Origin of the sequence: Vibrio sp. OPT46 (assembly GCF_015163535.1) — a bacterium.
Lineage (GTDB): Bacteria > Pseudomonadota > Gammaproteobacteria > Enterobacterales > Vibrionaceae > Vibrio > Vibrio alginolyticus.
This window is the reverse complement of the sequence record NZ_JADDYG010000244.1, coordinates 44,188-63,295: the sequence shown is the minus strand read 5'-3', so window position 1 is coordinate 63,295 and position 19,108 is coordinate 44,188. Positions and strand designations below refer to the sequence as shown.

At 41.5% G+C, this 19,108-nt stretch carries 12 protein-coding genes; 5 read left to right on the top strand and 7 right to left on the bottom strand.

All coding sequences use genetic code 11. The features are described 5' to 3' along the window. The 4 genes from IQR33_RS10405 to IQR33_RS10390 all read right to left on the bottom strand — a co-directional run. Positions 1–1,313: sodium:solute symporter family transporter (locus IQR33_RS10405; RefSeq protein WP_228013840.1), on the bottom strand; the 1,313-nt coding region annotated here is incomplete at its 3' end. Between the two features lie 686 nt (positions 1,314–1,999). Then, positions 2,000–2,716 (bottom strand): 3'-5' exonuclease, encoded by a 717-nt coding sequence (locus IQR33_RS10400; protein WP_005388533.1) that lies wholly within the window; start codon positions 2,714–2,716, stop codon positions 2,000–2,002. Beyond that, a complete protein-coding gene (locus tag IQR33_RS10395) occupies positions 2,716–4,578 on the bottom strand; it encodes a putative nucleotidyltransferase substrate binding domain-containing protein (RefSeq protein ID WP_017634232.1) in 1,863 nt (620 codons plus the stop codon). The genes IQR33_RS10400 and IQR33_RS10395 overlap by 1 nt, the downstream gene beginning before the upstream one ends. 142 nt (positions 4,579–4,720) lie before the next feature. Beyond that, positions 4,721–5,440: a FadR/GntR family transcriptional regulator gene (locus tag IQR33_RS10390; protein ID WP_005388529.1), complete on the bottom strand. Its 720-nt coding sequence runs from the start codon at positions 5,438–5,440 to the stop codon at positions 4,721–4,723. A gap of 560 nt (positions 5,441–6,000) precedes the next feature. On the opposite strand from IQR33_RS10390, the gene IQR33_RS10385 reads away from it, so the two are divergent. The 3 genes from IQR33_RS10385 (at position 6,001) to IQR33_RS10375 (ending at position 9,437) form a co-directional block, all read left to right on the top strand. Further along, positions 6,001–6,717, top strand: a complete 717-nt coding sequence (locus IQR33_RS10385) for a FadR/GntR family transcriptional regulator (RefSeq protein WP_017634231.1) — start codon at positions 6,001–6,003, stop codon at positions 6,715–6,717. A gap of 189 nt (positions 6,718–6,906) precedes the next feature. Next, the gene (locus tag IQR33_RS10380) at positions 6,907–8,196 is read left to right on the top strand and encodes an MATE family efflux transporter (RefSeq protein ID WP_025998585.1); all 1,290 of its coding nucleotides are present in this window, start codon (positions 6,907–6,909) and stop codon (positions 8,194–8,196) included. 197 nt (positions 8,197–8,393) lie between these two features. After that, positions 8,394–9,437 carry a polysaccharide lyase family 7 protein gene (locus IQR33_RS10375; RefSeq protein ID WP_017821219.1) on the top strand — a complete coding sequence of 348 codons (1,044 nt, stop codon included), beginning with the start codon at positions 8,394–8,396 and terminating at the stop codon, positions 9,435–9,437. A gap of 228 nt (positions 9,438–9,665) precedes the next feature. Here the strand turns inward: IQR33_RS10375 and IQR33_RS10370 are convergent, their stop codons facing one another. Continuing rightward, complete coding sequence (locus IQR33_RS10370; RefSeq protein ID WP_017821220.1) at positions 9,666–11,411, bottom strand: hypothetical protein; 1,746 nt, start codon at positions 11,409–11,411, stop codon at positions 9,666–9,668. Positions 11,412–11,980: 569 nt separating this feature from the next. On the opposite strand from IQR33_RS10370, the gene IQR33_RS10365 reads away from it, so the two are divergent. Both IQR33_RS10365 and IQR33_RS10360 read left to right on the top strand, forming a co-directional pair. Continuing rightward, a complete protein-coding gene (locus tag IQR33_RS10365) occupies positions 11,981–12,754 on the top strand; it encodes an oligogalacturonate-specific porin KdgM family protein (protein ID WP_053307760.1) in 774 nt (257 codons plus the stop codon). A 76-nt stretch (positions 12,755–12,830) separates the two neighbouring features. Next, entirely contained in the window at positions 12,831–14,396 is a 1,566-nt protein-coding gene (locus IQR33_RS10360) for a polysaccharide lyase family 7 protein (RefSeq protein ID WP_017821221.1), read from the top strand. 470 nt (positions 14,397–14,866) lie between these two features. Here IQR33_RS10360 and IQR33_RS10355 read toward each other — a convergent pair whose 3' ends face one another. Further along, positions 14,867–16,618 carry a polysaccharide lyase family 7 protein gene (locus IQR33_RS10355; protein WP_193837726.1) on the bottom strand — a complete coding sequence of 584 codons (1,752 nt, stop codon included), beginning with the start codon at positions 16,616–16,618 and terminating at the stop codon, positions 14,867–14,869. Between the two features lie 322 nt (positions 16,619–16,940). Then, positions 16,941–19,106: a heparinase II/III domain-containing protein gene (locus IQR33_RS10350; protein WP_193837725.1), complete on the bottom strand. Its 2,166-nt coding sequence runs from the start codon at positions 19,104–19,106 to the stop codon at positions 16,941–16,943. Positions 19,107–19,108 lie beyond the last annotated feature (2 nt).

Here is a 19,108-nt window from a genome sequence, read left to right as displayed (position 1 = left end):
CCACCCACGACTAGAGTTCCCCAACCGGCCCAGTCTGGAGTTTTCTTGATAAAGAAGCCTAAAAACGCTGGAATTGTCATTGGGAACCCGATGAGCGCACCAACGTACATCATAGTGTCGAATAGACTCAGACCTTTTAGAGAGTTTATAAACTGCGCGATTAGAATAATTGCAACGCCAAATACCGCCGATGTTGCTTTAGAAACTGCGACTAGCTCTTTCTCTGATGCTTGGCCTTTACGAACGATCGGTTCATAAAAGTTCTTTACGAAAATACCTGAATTGCGGTTAAGACCAGAGTCCATAGAGGACATCGTAGCAGCAAACATTGCAGCGACCAGAAGTCCAACCATACCTGCTGGCATGTATTCTTGAACGAAGTATAGGTACGCGAAGTCGCCTGCTTTGTTACCAGCATCTGGATAAGCTGCCGCTAAATCAACACCTTGGCCTGCAATATACCAAGAAGGCATGAACCAAATGAAAACTCCACCCAACATCAATACACATGCTAGCAAAGCTGCTTTTTTTGCATTTTTAGAGTCTTTTGCAGCTAGGTAACGGTAAGAGTTCAACATATTGTTTGTAATAGAGAACTGCTTAACGAAGATAAAGAACGCCCAAATACTAAAGATGCTTAAGTAGTTCAGGTTGTTACCTGCAACAAAGCTGCCACTTTCTGCGACTGGGAAGTTAGAGATAATTTCAGTAACTCCACCACCTTGAACAATAGCAACGGCTGCACATGTGATCGTTACCGCCATGATGATGACCATTTGCATGAAATCGGAGGCGATAACCGCCCAAGAGCCGCCAGTTACCGACATCGCAAGTACAACTAAACCGGTAATCCAGATGGTTGCTGTCATATCAAAACCAAAAATACCTGAAGCTATAATAGCGAGGGCGTTAAGCCATACACCTGCAGAGACAACACTGTTTGGCATCGAAGACCAAGTAAATACTTGTTCGTTTGTTGTACCAAAACGCATACGAATGGCTTCTATGACAGTTACGACGCGTAACTGACGAAATTTCGGTGCAAAGTAAGCGAAGTTCATGAAGTAACCAAACGCGTTTGCAAGGAAAATAATAGCGACAGCAAAACCGTCATTGTAGGCTTTACCAGCGGCGCCAGTAAATGTCCAAGCAGAGAATTGAGTCATAAACGCCGTTGCTCCAACCATCCACCAAAGCATGTTGCCGCCACCTCGGAAGTAGTCGCTTGTAGTACTAGTAAAAGTTCTGAACATCCAACCTATTGCGATTAAGAATAGAAAATAGATGCCCACAATGAGAGTATTGAGTTCCATCTTTAGACCTTTGAAGTAGTTTATTGTCCTAAGTAATAGTAACGTTCGCTCCTCTTATTTGTAGTACAATAACTCAAAACCGTGACCAGTAAGGCGTAATAAACCCTTTAATTAATCATACAAGTGATCGGTGTCAGATATTGCTTTTCTCTGAAGCTGCTAAAAGTGTCGAGTTTAGGTATGGGTTCTATGAATATACTTATAAAGAATCTTAAGTCCTCTAATAAGAATGGACGCGGATTTATGCATATCTGGCAGAGGGATATAACATCGATTGATGTAGGATTGTTAAAAAAAAGCCCATGCAAGCCTGTACTGCATGGGCCAAACGGTACTAGTACCGCGAGCTGTCGGCTGAAGTTCGCAACAGCGGCTTTACATGATTACTAACCACTGCAGATGACGTTCGAGGGGACATCACCTGAATTCGGTTGTTTATGTAACGCTGCTAGATCTTCGACAATCATTGCGCACATGCAATGCTAAGCTCTCTAAAATGTAGTTATGATATGGAGCAACTAATCAGTTTACACTCGCTCTGATGTTGGCAAGTGACAATGGCTATTCGCTGCATTTTGCTAACGTCGCCTCCATTAATGATATTGTATTATTAATTAAGGTAAATGCTGATGATACCAAATTGTGACAGAGAACATGTTTAGCAAATAGGCCTGTGATCTGGATGATTACAGGCTAAGCCGGTAAAGGGGCCCGACTGTCGCTTTTGTCTGAGGTGCGATACGGGTTTGTTGAACTAATAGTAACTCTGCAGTTGCAATTGCATCTGCAAGTGCATTATGGCCGTTGTAAGCGGGTAACCCGTAACGTTCCCTTGTCGCTGCTAGAGTCACATCTGATTCATCGGAAGCATTGATAGCTCTTTGTAACCTTTTTTCTATTCGCAAGGTGTCTATCCAAATGAGCGGCAACTCTTTTATGTTGAAAACTCGCTGTAAATATTGATTAATAAAGCTAGTTTCGACTATACATCCGTGCGCAACAATAACTTTGTTTTCTGCTGCTTTAAAGAATGTCCGCATTGCTTCATGAATAGAGATTCCATCAGTCAGCATTTGTTGGGTAATATGGTTAACAACTATGGTTTCGGGCTTAATTTTTGAGTCGCTATGTACATAAAGGTGTTGACTTGTTGCTAAGTCAATATGGCCTTGTCGAATCTCTACCCAGCCCATGGAAAGAATGACTTCTTCCTCACTGTCTAAGCCAGTTGTTTCAAGATCTAGAACGATGAACTCAGTGTCAAAAGCTCGTTGATTTACGTCCAGATTTGGCGAGCGAAGCAGCTTTTTAAGATAAAGAGGGATGTGCTTCTTTTTACAGTGCTTTTGTCTCTGACGATTTTTTCGTGTCAATGGATGAAAGTACTCAAGTAAGCGCTTCATTATCGGCTCCCAAAACGGAGTTTGGCGACTTCTTGTAGATCTGCAATGATGCGGAACGCGTCTTTTAAATGTTGACGTTCAAAACTACCGAACGTATTGGGGTCAATGTGGTTATTTGGCTCATCTCCACTTTTTAGTGCTTCTAATTGATGGGCAAATCGAAACGACAAGATGAATTGATATGCGTTGATTATATTTTTGTACGCGTCATGGCTGAGCAGTCCTTTTTCGTTAGCTGCTTTAAAACGCTCATCAGTTGCAGTGAGGTCACATTCAACTGCCAGACCATAAATCCTTGCAAGATCAATGATTAGATTAATCGCGTATTTTTTTACGTCGAGCGTTTTCTTGTTCTCTCCCGATTTTTGTAATACTAGGCTATTGAATATTCCTAGCGGTGGGTTTGTTTTCACCGCATCGTTAACTAACATCGTAAGGAATTCTCTATTAGCGTTGATGTTAGAGTGAAGCTCATCGCGAAGTATCTGTTCAAAGTCTTTGTTTCCATAAACGGTTCGGATTTCTAAAAAGACACTGATATTGAGGAGGCGCTCGTATTCAGGATTTGCCACCCATTTCTTATAGTACTTTTTCCAAACAGAGAGAGGCTGGCACCATTTAGGGGTCGCTGCCATAAATTTCCCTGGACACAATGGATAGTTACATTTATTCAGGCCATTACTTACTATCATTGCTAAATGTTTGAAGTAGATACGGTCGTTATCTGTTGCCGAATCATCTAATACGATGGCGCTATCTTGATCTGACAGCATATGTACTTCTTGGCGAGCATGAGAGCCTGCCACAATCCAAGAGAAGTCACAGGGAGGTGTTCCCAACTTATCAATGGCTATTTGTATTAACCTACGAGTGTACGCATCCATAATCATGGTCATCACTTTACCAATGATTTCTGGTGAAACCCGTCCTTCGACTAATGCTTCAAAAATAGCTTGGCGCTCAGACGTAAAACTAGACAAAGCTTTGACACTGCCAGCATATTTGATCTTTTCAATTAAAAATATTGCTTGGACTCGATGGTTTTGAACCAAGTGCGTTGTTGTCAAAACGCCAACGACGTTATTGTCTCTGACTAGGGGTAAATTTCTTATGTTGTGCTGCATCATAATGGAGGCTGCGTGCAGAACTAAATCGTCAGGATGAATTGTTTTAGGATCAGGCGACATGACTTCGACGACTGGTGTTGAGATGCTTAATCCTTTGGCGATGACTCGCTTTGTCATATCTCGGTCGGTAATCAGTCCAACTATTTTATTATCACGATAAACGACAGCGCAGGGAGAGCACTTATCGATCATCTCGTTGGCGACTGACTGAATGGATTGCTCAGCGGTTACAATTGCAACTCGACCACTAGCAACTTCCTCTACACGCCGAATAAACAACCCTTTTTCTTTGTTAGACCACACGACATCTAATGCTGACTTTAGCCGTACCTGAGCTTGTGATGCAAAATGTTCAGCACATTCAGGATGAGAAGTGCACAACTTTTTTAGCGCAGCATTTGGAATTACATAAACTAATGAATTTTCGATTGCAATTGCTTTGTATTCTTTTCCGCTTTCGACTTCGTTACCAAGAAAAGTGAAGCCAAACAAATCTTCCGGACCAAGTTTAGCTCTCAATATGCCATCAGATTTACGCTGTTCGATAGAGCCAGTTCTAATAATATAAAGTGACTTTTCGTTCTTAGAAGAATACTGATCAACAACATCCCCCTTGCTTAAATAAGTGATCTTAACAGATGAAGCAAGCTCGCGAAGTGCACCTTTAGGTACCTTGTCAAACGGATCAATCTGGCTGATAAACTGTATGATATTTGGCAGTAGCGAGTCGGTCATAACACAACATTCTTAAAATACATTTGTATTACTATATATCAAAATATTGATGGTGTGCCATAAAGAATTGGAGGAAACGAAATTAAAAAAGCACGCGAGATGCGTGCTTTTGCCTAGTTATTAGATCGCCCAAGCCCTAAGCTTAACTGGCTTCGGGTAAGCGATGTTTTGACTCCAACAAGTGGTTAGCCGAAGCTTGACGTGCTTTTTCAGCATTGCCTGCCATTATTGCTTCATAAATCTCACGATGTTCTTCGATGCACGTATTGCCTTCCTCAGATGAGTGAGCAATAAAGTTAATGAACATTGTAGTCAGAACATGCCCAAACGGTAAGAAAAAGTCGTTTCCGGTTGAGTTAAAAATAATGCTATGGAAACGAATATCTACATCCATCCAGCGCGCTTTGTCCAGTTCGTCTGCTTTAGCGACTTCCAACATATCTTGGAATGCTTCTGATAGCTGAATTCGCTGTTCCGCAGTGGCATTTTTCGCTGCGAGTGCACAAGCTTCAGGCTCTATAGCGCGTCGTAACCCCAAAAATTGATGACAGAACTGATCTATCTCTGTTAGACCGTCCATCCATTCAATTAATTGTGGGTCTAAAAAGTTCCAGTACGCTCGGTTGATGACTCGAGTACCAACTTTTGGACGTGACTCGAGTAAACCTTTTGATGTTAAAAGTTTTACGGCTTCACGCAAAGCTGTGCGACTGATACCAAACTGTTCACACAGGGACATTTCTCCTGGAAGAATGGACCCTTGAGGGATCTTGCCTGACAAAATGCTACGAGCAATTTCGCGAGCTACTTGTACATGTAAGCTGCGCTTGGAACCGGAGATAGAATGAAATTCACCAGACATAAAATCACTTATCGTTAAAATTGTATTATTTAAGCTTGGACTATATCATCCAAAGTGTAGCTCACCAAGAAGATGTTTACGTAATAACAGTTGTCTTCACAAATCCATTTTGAATCTCCGACTGCTTTATGAAGCCTTCATGATTATGATACTTAGCGTATAACAGATGAGGCCACCGATTCTTACATCATTCCTTATTTATCTGTTAGCTCAATATGTTAGTTAACTCTAGTCGCGCCTACTTATTGTACTCACTGATTTTCAATACACAGCACACAATTTGAATAGAAGGTCAGGTTTCTTGTTAAATAAAGTGATATTGTATTATTATATACTAAAGATCGGTGTGTATGATGTTACTACTCGACCATTCAATATTGAGTTTGGCCAATATACCTCGCGAGTAAAAATCATATTCATAAGATCGTTAGATTTTAGACGCTAAATAACAGTGCTTTACATTTACACAGAAAGTCTCCGCCTTCAAAGCGTGTTTCATTTGGCCTTTTCTAATTATTAGCTAAACAAGTCGTTTAGGCTGCTGGCAATGAGGAATATAGATGGCAGAGTTTTCACTTCTCGGGAATTCAAATCACAAGATACATGTACAAGTAGCAAGACAGATTTCTCGCAAAATATTGTCAGGAGAATTAAGTCAAAATGAGAAACTCCCGAGTGAAATAGAACTGTGTAAGTTGTTTGGTGTTAGTCGGACAGCACTACGAGAGTCGACGAAGTTGCTGTCTGCTAAAGGCTTAATTATCTCTAAACCAAAAGTTGGAACTACGGTACTACCAAGAAACTATTGGCATTTTCTTGATCCTCAACTCTTAGAGTGGATCCAAGATTTAGAAGATACTAAGCCGTTTCTATCTCAGTTTTTAGGATTGCGTAAAGCCATAGAACCAGAGGCGTGTGCGCTGGCAGCCCAAAATGCCAATGCTGAGCAAAGAAAGCTGTTGTCAATTGTATTTCAAAGAATGACGATGGCAGCACGATGTCACGATTATGATGAGTGGATTGCTAACGATCATTTGTTTCATCAAACGATATTCCTTTGTACCGATAATCAATTCTACGTTCCCTTCAGCAATATACTTTCGACCATATTTAAGGTGTTTATTGACAAGTCAGTTGAAGGAGGGAGGTTCTGCCTTAATGAGCACCGTGCAATTTATGATGCAATTATGGTCGGAAACTCATTTCAAGCTCGTTTAGCCTCTCAAACGCTGTTAAATGATGAGAATCAGAGGCTTTCCGACGCCGTGAATAGTTAAGAGCTTGCGTACATTTTTGTTGACTAAAAAGAGTTTTCTGTCGTTTCTTTTTGTCATGAACTTTGCCTAATGACAGAGCTCTTTAGTTTAAACGTTTAACCTCATTACAAAGGTTTACTAATGTTTTCTCAACCATATATAAAGAAAAACTTATCTCTTGCTTGGCCGCTTGCTCTTAATGCTTTGTTGATGCAATCAATGCTTATGATTGATACGCTGCTTGTTACGCCATTAGGTGAAGTTTCACTTGCTGCTATGGGGATTGCTACAACAATAGTTTCTTTTGTTTTAGGTATCCAAATGGCTCTAGCAAATGGGTCTCAATTGGTACTTAGCCGTGCCGTAGGCTCTGGTCATTATCTATCGTTAAATAAAGGTTTCTGGGCAGCTTTAGTTATCAACGTTCTAGTCGCATCCTTATTCTGGCTGTTGATTACTGTCTTTGATGAAGCGTTAATCAGTAAGTTGACGGATAACGTTGATCTCTATGCGGAGACAAAATGCTACCTTGCAATTGCTAAGTTCATCGTCATATTCAATGCCATTACTCAGGTTATGATTGCGGTGTTCAATGCGCTTGGACGGACCAAAGTTCCATTTAAAGGCTATTTGATTGAATTGCCAGTCAACGTGGCGATGTCTTATGTTCTGATTCACGGCCTGACTAATTTTGAAGGTATTGGCGTTCAAGGCGCCGCGGCGGGTAGTTTGGTTGCTATTAGTATTCGGCTGTTATATTTAACCATGTGCATTAAGCTTGATGATTCTATCATCTTGTCTATTAAGAAGCTTGATGCGTCATTGAAAAGCAATATACATAAGCATTTTAAAGAGATTTTCCCCGTCGCGGCGAACGTCACAATGTTACAAACTGGCGCAACGATATACATGTTGCTGTACTCGCAACTGACCTTAAATGCTTATGTCGCTATGACTATCGTGATGCCTTGGATCAAAGCGGGTACTCAGTTCATTACTGCTTGGGCGCATTCATCGGCAATCACGATTAGCCAAGCAATTGGATCAAGAAAAATGGATGAGCTGCGTAACAATGTCGATATTAGTATTGATATGGCCGTGATGATCTCGTTCGTTTCAGCATTTTTCTTTTTTGCACTTAGTTTCGTGCTTCCTGATTTGTATCCCGACTTAGACCCGAGTACTTACAAAGCGTTATCCGCGATTGCTCCACTTTACATACTGCTACCGATAGTACGTGGCTATAACACCGTTCATGGTCATATTTTGAGAGCGTTAGGTAAAACAACGGAGGTGTTTAAGATTAACTTTACCGGTCAGTGGGTAATCTCAATACCGTTATGTGCTTTGATGATTTTATACTTGGATCTTTCAGTATTTTGGGTGTTTGCAATCATGCCGTTTGAAGAAATTGTTAAGGCATGGCCATTTAGGCATTTAGCACGTAAGTCTCTGAAAGATTTCGATATTAATAAGGCAGACAAGCTAATGTACGATTGATCCTATGACTTTGGGATTAGGTCGAAAAGATTCGTAGATGCTATGGACTAAAGAGGAGTATGTCTAGCTTATCATTTTGGGGTTTATCGAGTTTATAAATTGTGATCAATAGAGCACATCATAACTTCTTTCCTCGAATCATTCCTTTGCAAACCTTATTATATGTATGACAATATTACATATAATAAGGTTTAAACATGAAACTCAATCTACTCGTAGCCGCAATGGCTGTTACCTTACCAACTCTTGCTATCGCTTCTGATTTAAATAATGGCGTTGATTATCCAGTCCCTGCCGATAAATTTGATATGCGAAACTGGAAGATCACTATTCCTTCAGATATCAATGAAGACGGAAAAGTGGACGAAATCGAGGGTGTGGCGATGCTGAGTTATTCACACAAAGACTTCTTCTTCTTGAACGAAGAAGGCAACTTGGTATTTGAAGTGCAGAATAAAGCGGTAACGACAAAAAACTCGAAGAATGCACGCTCTGAACTACGTGAAATGCCTCGTGGCGCTGACTTTTCTATTCAAACCGATGATTTAGCAAACCATTGGGCTTTATCGAGCCACCCTCAGGCTGCTAAACACAGTCGCGTAGGTGGAACGTTGGAAGCGACCTTGAAAGTGAACCATGTTTCTGAACACGCCAAATTTCCAGAAAAAGGGCCTGCTCATTCTGTTGTTGTCGGTCAAATCCACGCGAAAAAAATTGATGCAAGAATAAAAGAGGGTAAAGGTTATGGACATGGAAATGAACCCATTAAAATCTTCTATAAAAAATTCCCAGAACACAAAATGGGCTCTGTATTTTGGAACTACGAGCGTAACCTAGCGAAGGAAGATCCAAATCGTATTGATATTGCATATCCAGTATGGGGAAATACTTGGGATAACCTTGAAGAACCAGGCCAAGCAGGTATCGCTCTTGGTGAAGAGTTCAGCTACAAGATAGAAGTTCAAGGAACTATGATGAACTTGACGTTTGAAACAGAACGCCACGAGACAGTGAATTATTCCATAGATCTCAGTAAGGGGATTGATAGTAAGGACTTTGAGCATGGCTACGCAGAAGACATGTTCTATTTTAAAGCAGGAGCTTATGGTCAATGTAGCGTCAGTGAGTCTCACCCTGTGTGGGGTACAGGATGTGCGGGCACCGGTGATTTTTCAGTCGACAAGAAAAACGGTGACTATAACAGCGTGACATTTTCTAAGCTCAAGCTAAATCAAAATTGAAACTAATAGAAAACTAAGAGCTACTCGATTTCTACTTAAGCCTCATCGATTTGATGAGGCTTTTGTTTTCAGTGGAATTCTTTAAAAGGTAAGAAACAAGATAGAGCAAGCAATCACTGGGACTGGCTTGAATTTAGAGTATTGTGTTGAATTTTGTTCTTCTGAAGAGGTAAAAAAATAAAGCCAGGCTCGAAAGCCTGGCCTAGTATCAAGTGCTACAAAATAACACTAGAGTTGCTTTGAATCGATGTTATCGAAATATGCTTTTGTTGAAGCACCACTTGTGTCCCCTACATAAATAGTCAGTTGTGATGGTGTATTCGTTGCGTCTAAGCCTGTTTCGGACTGGCTTGGCGCATCAACCGTTTTTCCATTAATAGAAACGTTAATCTCATCACCATCCCAAGCTAGGGACATTGAGTTCCAAGCGTCAGTCGTAATAGTGCCTATTTCTACGTCATCTGATCCTGCTTCGGCTTCAACTTTACCACTGCCCGAAATTCTCAATTCGTAGTAACGATCTGAGTTGTTTTTACCTGAGCCAACATTAATGTATGTAGTTTTTTCGTTGTCTGACGGAATGTAAACATCGAATGACACGCTACCGTTTGATGTTGCTCCGTTTGAAAACTCGCGCGTAACGTATGGTTTGTTGGTCGTATCTGTGTCGGATATTAGCAGAGAGTTAGCGCCGCTCTTTGATACATCATCACTTACTACAGCCACGGACGTCAAGGTGGAGGAGTCATCAGCAACCGTATTGTATTCTTTCCAACTAGAGTTTGCTGAACTGATATTTGTTCCTACTGGGTATGAGTCAAAGTTTTCACTCACGTCTTCTGACGGTTTATCAGGATTAGAACTTCCGTCTGAAATGACAACCGCTTCGCTTGATGCACTGTTGTAAATTGTCGCGAGGTCTAAGCCTGGAATGTAGTTGTCAAAATCCTCTTCTAGAACCAACACTTCAGAGCCCGAATCACTAGAGTAAATCTTCAAGTTGTCTGCATTTAATTCAAAGTTTGTAGTGTTGCCATTATCACCTAGTCTCAGTGATACATAAGTTACAGCGGTGCCATCAGCGACAGGTAACATTTCACCTATTTGTTTACCGTTAACCGAAAAAGAGAAGAAGTTTTCTACCCAACTGACTTCTATCGCGAGGTTTTCACCTAACTCAAACGTGTCGCCTGTTTCCGTCAAGTTTCCACTTGCATCGCGGTATTTGATTTTGCCGTTTTCAAATGCCACTTCGCCATGCAAGTTGGAATTCGAGGTTTTTGCTGCATAAAATGAGATGTAAGCATTGTCACCAGAACCGTCGGCTTCCTGTTCTGTTTCTTCATGATGCTGGTAAGTTAGATCTACAGTTAGTCGGCCTGTTGAAATTTCTGAAACACTCGTTGAATCAGACAGCTTGATTCGTAACTCACCGGTGTCTTCTTCTGTTCCACCTTTATTGGTATCCAAAATTTGTACGACGTTGTTATCGCCAGCGTCATTATTTGCCGCTGCAACTGCATCTTTCACCGCATCGTTTTCTGATTCATCGTTACCGGTGAAGTTTCCGTCATTTGTTCCTGAGATGGTTAACATGCCGTTTGAAACTTCATAAGTCCCTGTTAACTCGGTGGGGTTACTTAGATCGCTCTCGTCATAAAGGTTGAATGTAAGCGTCTCTGTATCTTTATCTTCGGTATAAGTTGAAGTGTAGATTGTGTAAGTACCGAAGTTATCATCATCGTTATAATACTTTTGCGTACCGTCTTCAAAGACATAGACGTTTGGCAGGTCGTGCTCATCATCGGATTTCGCCACAGTGGCTGGTGTTGAAATATCCCACATACCTTGGCTCAACTCAGACTCAGTTTCTGTTGGTGGGGGGGCCGATGGTGCATCCCTTAAATCAGTGTTACATCCGGTTAACAAACCTGTGGAAATAGCAATTGCTGCTGCAATTTTTGTTACTTGCATGGTAGGTACTCACTTCTATGTGTTTTTATTTATGTAATATTGTTAGACAAATAATTTCTGTCATCTAGATGGTTTTATCAATAGAATGATCCGACTCACACTAGATACAATGATCGCTCACTGAAGTGATGAATAAGTCACACAAAATAGTTGAATATCAACATCAATAAGAGCTGAACCTTTATGAGGTTGAGGGCTTTCTTTATAGAGAAACAGCAAAAACTAAAGGTGATTTAGGAAAGAAATTTGATTTTACATCAAGATTTTTTATTTTAAGTCATTGAATTTATTGTTGTTTATATTTTTTAATCTTCTTCTTTATCATATGAAACGAGTTAAAACATTTCTCTGTAAGTGATGTCTACAAAGGTCGTTTTAGAATCAGACATAGCTAACACTTTTGAATATATAATAATACAAATTGTCAGTTGAGGGGCACTTACATGATTAATATCACAGAACTCTCATGATGAATTAACTAGTATTTGTCATACATTAATTCAATAGTGTTGAATCAAATCCAGGGATTTAAGTGGTATCCCAAAAAATATATACAGAGAGATATAATCATGAAAGCAGTTACAACAATGTCCCTATTCGTTGCTTCCACATTAATGACGGGAGCGGTTTCCGCAGCAACTTTAGACTATCGCGCAGAATATAAGCATGAGAGTGAAACTTATGCCCAACGTATCAAAATTAGTGGTAGTTCTAAAATTAACGATCAGACCAAACTGAACTTTGGTGTTGAACAAAAATTCCATAGCTACGACAACTCGCATTTTTGGGATCAACTCGTTGCTGGTGATTCTGAGTTTGATTGGGGAGTTCGCTACCAAATAAATAAACAATGGTTTATCCAACCAGGGATGCCTATTACTTTTGGCGATGATGACGAAAAAACCACTTATAAACCACAAGTTCGTGTTGGTTACAAATCCTCTTTTGGCTTAAGTACCGCTTTACGTTACCGACACGAATTTCAAGTTTATTCAGATGGTGCAGGTAACAAAACACTAACGGATGGTACTTCGGTAAGCGTTGCTGGGAAAACAGTTGAACAAGGTAAGTGGACACTGACAGGCTCTTACGATATGCGTCAGTTTGATAACGAGTACCTTGATAACGTCAAGCTGAGCTATGAGATCAACTACAACAAAAACTATGACGAAGTGCGTTTATCTGATTGGAAAGATTCTGAGTGGGATGCTGGCTTAATTGTTGGTTACCAAATGGGAGATTTCCGTCCTTACTTTGAATTGTGGAATGTCAAAGGTAAGGATGGTTCAACCACGGATGACCGCCAATTGAGAACACGCCTTGGCCTTAAATACAGCTTTTAACCCGAGTGTTATTGCCTAATTGTTGTTACAGCAAAAGAGCTGTTAATTCATTTTTATATTGTAGGTGTTAGATTACATGAAGCATATTTTCTTCAAAAGCTTGTTAGCTTCTTCTATTTTACTTGCTGTGGGCTGTAATAGTACGGCGACCATGGTAGATCCATTTCCAAACAACCAAGAAACTGGTGCTGATATTCTGACTCCCGTTACGATAACGGCGAGTAGTCATGATGGTAATGTTCCAGAGCAGTTGTTTGACCAAGATATTATGACACGTTGGTCAGCAAATGGTGATGGTGAGTGGGCGATGTTGGATTACGGCTCGGTTTATGAGTTCGACGCAATTCAAGCCTCGTTCAGCAAAGGTAACGAACGCGTCAGCAAATTTGATGTTCAGTTTAGTACTGATGGTGAAAACTGGGTGACGGTTATTGAGGGTGCGCAAAGCTCTGGTCGCGCACTTGGCTTAGAGCGCTTCCAGTTTGAGCCTGCAGTAAAAGCACGCTATGTTCGTTACGTTGGCCACGGTAATAGCAAAAACCAATGGAACTCAGTTACTGAGTTAGCGGCAGTTAATTGCGGAATTAATGCCTGTCCGGCAAGTCACATCATTACTGATGACGTCGTTAACGCTGAAGCGGCTATGATTGCGCAAATGAAAGCGGAGCAAAAGGCACAAAAGGATTTACTCAAAAAGAATCGTAAAGGCGACTTTGGAGCACCAATCGTCCGTCCTTGTGAAACGACTGTGACGTGTGATCTTTCTAAAGCGATGCCTTACCCTACGTTACCGAAAGAGCCACTCGCTACAAATGCTCCGGGTGAAAACTTTGACTTAACACGTTGGAAACTGACGACACCTTTCGACCATGACAAAGATGGTCGTGCTGATGATATTGATGAGTGGGACTTGGCTAACGGCTTCCAACACTCTGATATATTCTACACAGCAGATGATGGCGGAATGGTATTCAAGAGCTATGTGAAAGGCGCTCGAACTTCTGAAAACACTAAATACGCGCGAACTGAGTTACGTACCATGCTTCGTGCTGGTGATAAGTCTTACAGCACAAAAGGTGTAAATCCTAATAACTGGGTATTCAGTTCTGCACCAGTTGAAGATCAAAAAGAAGCGGGTGGTGTAGACGGTACGCTTGAAGCTACTCTGAAGATTGACCACGCAACCACAACTGGTCAGTCGCATGAAGTTGGCCGCTTTATTATCGGCCAGATTCATGACAAAGATGATGAGCCAATTCGTCTTTATTATCGTAAGCTACCAGACCAACCAACAGGTACAGTTTACTTTGCTCACGAAAAAACCAAAACTGGAACAGAGGATTACTACAGCTTAGTGGGTGATATGACTGGTGAAATCGGTGACGATGGCATCGCGCTAGGTGAAAAATTCAGCTACATCATTGATGTGAAAGGCAACACAATGACAGTTACGGTAAAACGTGATGGTAAAGATGATGTTGTTCAAGTCGTAGATATGAGTGACAGTGGCTATGACGAAGGTGGCAGATATATGTACTTTAAAGCCGGTGTCTATAACCAGAATATGTACGGTAATCCAGATGATTACGCACAAGCTACTTTCTATAAATTAAAACAATCTTTTGGTAAGTACCAAGGCTAGTTCTATCACTTTTAGTTGATTGAAGTCCTTTGCCCTCGGCTTTGTAGCTGAGGGCTTTTTTTCTATAGAAGAATAAAACAGCTCAAATATTATTTTAATTGACATAGATAAATTAATTTAAAAATTTATCACCATAGATAAGTAATAATTATTGATTGCTTTTATCTTCTGACAATGTTTATTTTTAAGTGCGAATGTATATTAGAGTAGTTTAATTGGTTAAATTTAAAATAGCTCAGCGTTAGGGTAGATAAATATCTCATGAAACTATAGAAGCTGTTTTTAAGCTGCCTAAGTGGAGGTTGACTTATATATTTATCGTAGAAGGAAACACTATGCGTGAAGCGAGTTGAATTGTGGTGTTCTAAAAGAAGAGGCCACGAGAAAATAAATTTCCCGTGGCGGCGGTATGAGCTTTGTTCGTTGCTTTAGAGCAAAGTAGCAAGCCTATTGCTAAGAGATTGAAATGACTATTGATGAAGAGTGCTCAAAGCACTAAAGCTCACATCAAAGATTTCTCCTCGATATGCATTATCAGGTTTAAACTGAGGGTAAATTCCGGCTTTGAAGTAAAACGCAATATCAGGCGACGCCCATCTTTCAGTCAGAGTATAGGACTTGTTGTTAGCGGTGTCTGAGTATGCTTCTCCCCACTTCAGTGTGTGCGAGACCATATTACTGCCATCTGCATCGTAGGTGGCTAAAAACAGTCCTTCCTTATCGGCACGGATCGTATATTGCCAGTCTTCGTTTACCGCGTAGGTACCAAGCTTAACGCTGAATGCGTTGCAATCAGTACAGTCTTTGTTGTTATCAAGTTTGTAGTTATCGTTCAGAATAACTCGGACTGGCTTATTGTCACCTTCCCAAAGTAGCTTCACGAGTGCTTGGCTGATTTTCCAACCATGTATCTGGCCTACCACGACTTTTGGTAATTGACCGTCGATTTTAGGGTATTCGTTGATTCTTAGTGTTGCGTTTAGCGTATGAGAAGTTGCACCGGTACGACTATCTTCAATATACCAACTTGTCTCTTCATCGCTGGTGCTGCAATCCGGGGAGTTAGTACTGATGTAGAGCTCTCGCAATTCTGAACGGATGTAACTGGAGTTGGCCGTTGACGTGCCGTAACCCATATCGGCGCGGAAATGCATGCTACCGTCAATAACATTGAAGTATGATAAATCAATCTCGCGTTGGTAAACGCTCTCTTCGTTAGACAGAGGATCTTTACTTGAATTACAACGCTCAGGCTCTAATTCAGTCGCGCTGTCACCGCCAAAACCATACCAATCATTTTTGCTTGTAGGAATGGTTAATTTCCAATCGTCAATATTCCAAGCTATTGAATCAGTATGGTCAGTTTCGGTTAGTCCTAACTGCTTAAATTGTACCTTTGCTTCACCGTTTTCAAACTGGTTGTAAACTCCGGCTTTAAAGTAGCTCAGGAGGTGCTGCCAGTAGGATACATCTACATTTACCTTTTGCTCATCGTTCACTTTAATGGTTAATGTGTTTTCTCCGATTTTTACTTCGAATCGCGTGAATGCGTTGAGATCGGCTTTTCCTAAATCATAACGATCGTATGATGTTGCATAACAATCTGATGCGCTAGAAGGTAGACTGCAATCTATGGCATTGTTCTTTACTACCGCCCAGTAATGACCAGTGATACTGTTTCGTTCTTGTTCCCAAACGATTCGTAACAAAGGGTGTGGGATAGCACCTGTACCAGAAGTATCTGTGCCTTTGTTATGAATTTGCAGGAAAGTGACTTCATCATGGTTTGCAGGGGAGCTAGCCATTGCAAGGTTAATCTCTGGTAATCGAACATCTGCATACAAAGTTCTAGAGACGCCTTGTTCTGAAATGTTGAAGTTTTCTCGCTCACGAACTTCTGAGCGCATTTTGTAGTTCGACATTTTAAAGACAAGGTAATTGGAATCCTTTTCTGCGTAAAAGTGGTCACTCTTATAATCCGAGAATGCTCCATTTTTGACGTCACTGGTTTTATTTCCCTCCTTCCCATTGGGATCTGATACTTGTAAATCTGAATTACTCAATATGTTTTGAAATTTTGCTATTGAGTATGGTGCTACATGCTCTTGGTGTGGAATATTTGGTTTATCATCTTGGCTTGTAGGGGAGGTATTTCCTCCACACCCTATTAATCCAAGCCCAGAGAAGCTTATTAGAAGCAATTTAGTTGATTTTATAAACACAGTAGTACGTCTCTTACACTATCTAATATTTGTAATACAATATCATTTTAGTGTTGTTGGGGAGTAGTTTAGTCATAAGTTAAATAGTAAAAGTGTTAATTAAATCTCAGAAGAGTTCTATATCTATAAGTGGTGTCTTTGATAAGGCGTAAGGTTAAGTTATGTCTGTTTTTCCTAAGAGTTATTAACGGTTTTACTATGATTAAACGCTAATTGATAAGCTCATGTAGAGTCATGTAAACAATCAAAAAAAGCCGAACATGACGTCCGGCTTTGAATTAGTTCCCGATTTTTACATTAATTTTTAGTGACTAGCTAAAGATTAAATTTGTGCGAATGCGCCTTCCCAAGTGTAAGCCACACCGTCGAACTCAACGCGATGTGCCGCGTTCTGTTTGTCTTCATCTAGATTGCAGATAGCGAAGTGGTAAGTGTTGCCTGTGGTGGTTTGCAGACGAATCACGGTACTCACTTCGTTGTTGCCAACGACGGTTACTGACTCTACTAGACCACGAGCGCCAACCGATGCTTCGATAGACTCGTTGAAGTAACCGTGTGTCTCTAGCACAGAAGCAAATACGTGGTTCTGACCAGATTGACGTAGGATCAGTGCTGGCTCGCTCTTCAAGTTGAAGTCTGGATCATTTGCGCCAGTGCGAGTGAAGAACACTTTGCCGCCGTTTGTTGCGCTTGTGATTAGCGAGTAGTAGCTGTTGTCGTGCAACCAACTTACCAGTGAGCTGCCTTCAACTTGGCCTGAACCCACATTCCATAGGTGTTGGTAGCCGTTGTCTTCGCCCATTGGACGCAGCGTGCTTTCTACATCGTATTCAAAATCCGTGCGGATGATTTGACCAGAGTAGTGCACTGGCAGGTCGTATTGGTGCTCTTGATCTGCTTCGATGCGGTAAACATCAATCACAAGTGGTTTTTCGAATTCTGGCAATTCAGCAAGAATGATGCTGCGCTGCATGTCTACACCATTGTAGTAACCAGAAATACGACCGCTCATGCCTTGCAGTTTTTCGTCATCAGCTTTGAAGAAGTGCTTAGAACCGAACTTGGTTTCTGCTAGCGCTGTGTCGAAGTTGTTTTGCGTCTTTTGGTCAACCGTTACTGTGTTGTGCGCGACTGTCTGCTTACAGTAAGACTTGTTCTCTGGGATGTAACGACCGCCAAATTTAGGCTCAACGTTTACCCAGCGACCAAAGCCGTAATCGTGCAGCACTTCATGACCGCGGTTAAACACGCTCAGGTGCAGACCATCGTAGTGACCGTGGTCTAGCGCTGAGTGGTACTGGTGATCGCTGCCGTGTTGACCAAACCAGATAAGCGCCATCGTATCGTCGTCTTGCTCGTCACGGTGACGAAGAATGCTTACGCCGCCTTTTTCGCCTTCTGGGCCGTCTGTTACGAATAGGCTACCCCAGTTGAATGGTTTGATGTTGTCTGCTGCTGCAACCGAGTCAGACAATGTTTTACCTGAGATATGAACCCAAACGTCTTGCTGGTGGTCTGCCATGCCAAGTAGCGTTTCAGACTGCTCGTAACGGTGGAAACATACTGACGTTGCCATGATTACGCCTTCATCGTTGATCGAAATCGTCTTCGATGAATCGTTCAGTGCTGGCAAAGTACCATCTGGGAATGCCGTCTTAAATACTGCGTAAGACGTGGTCTTGATTACCGAGTCGTTAAATTCGTAAATACCAAGCTCAGGCTGACGACGTTCAATCGCTTCTGCGAATAGGTAGATTGGACGTAGCGAGAAACGGTGGTAGTAAGGACCTTCCATGTAGTAGCCATCTGGCGAGAACAGTTGGTCTAGCTGAGCTAGGAAGCCGCCGCTCACTTTGTCCAGTTTCAAGCCGTAAAGCGCTTTGTCTACCGCATCTTGATCGTTAATTGCGTAACCACAGATACCTACAGCTGCTACTGCCCATAGACCGTGGTTGTGTACGATGTCAAAGTCGTGACCGTAAGTGACCACGAACAGCTCAATCATTTGTTTGAACAGGTCGTTTTCAATCAGTGTTTTTTGCTCTTCTTCCAATGTGTGGTAAATGCAGCTGTACGCACAAGAGGCGTATAGCATCCACATGTTCTCGTTAAGAGTTTGGTGGAAGATCTTACCCGGAGGGTTAGAGTCGCGGCTGGTGTTGCTCTCTAGCGTCGGGTAAACCTTCGCGTAAGCCGTTAGCATGTCCACGATGTAATCACGGTATTTCTGTTCGCCAGTGATAAGGAATAGGCGACCCGCTAGATCAATGTGGATGTAGTTTTGCTTGTGACGGTTATGCTCGTAGCCGCCGCCTTCGCCGTGACCTGGAACTTCAATACCCACCTCGGCCATGTAAGCGTCAGTTTGTTTGATGTCACGTGCGAGTGCATTTCCTAATAGGCTATCCGTGCCAAGTGCTTTGCTTAGTTCTGCCGCTTCTTCAAAGTTCATTAATAGCGGTTGGTAAGACTGGGTTTGGTAGCTCATTA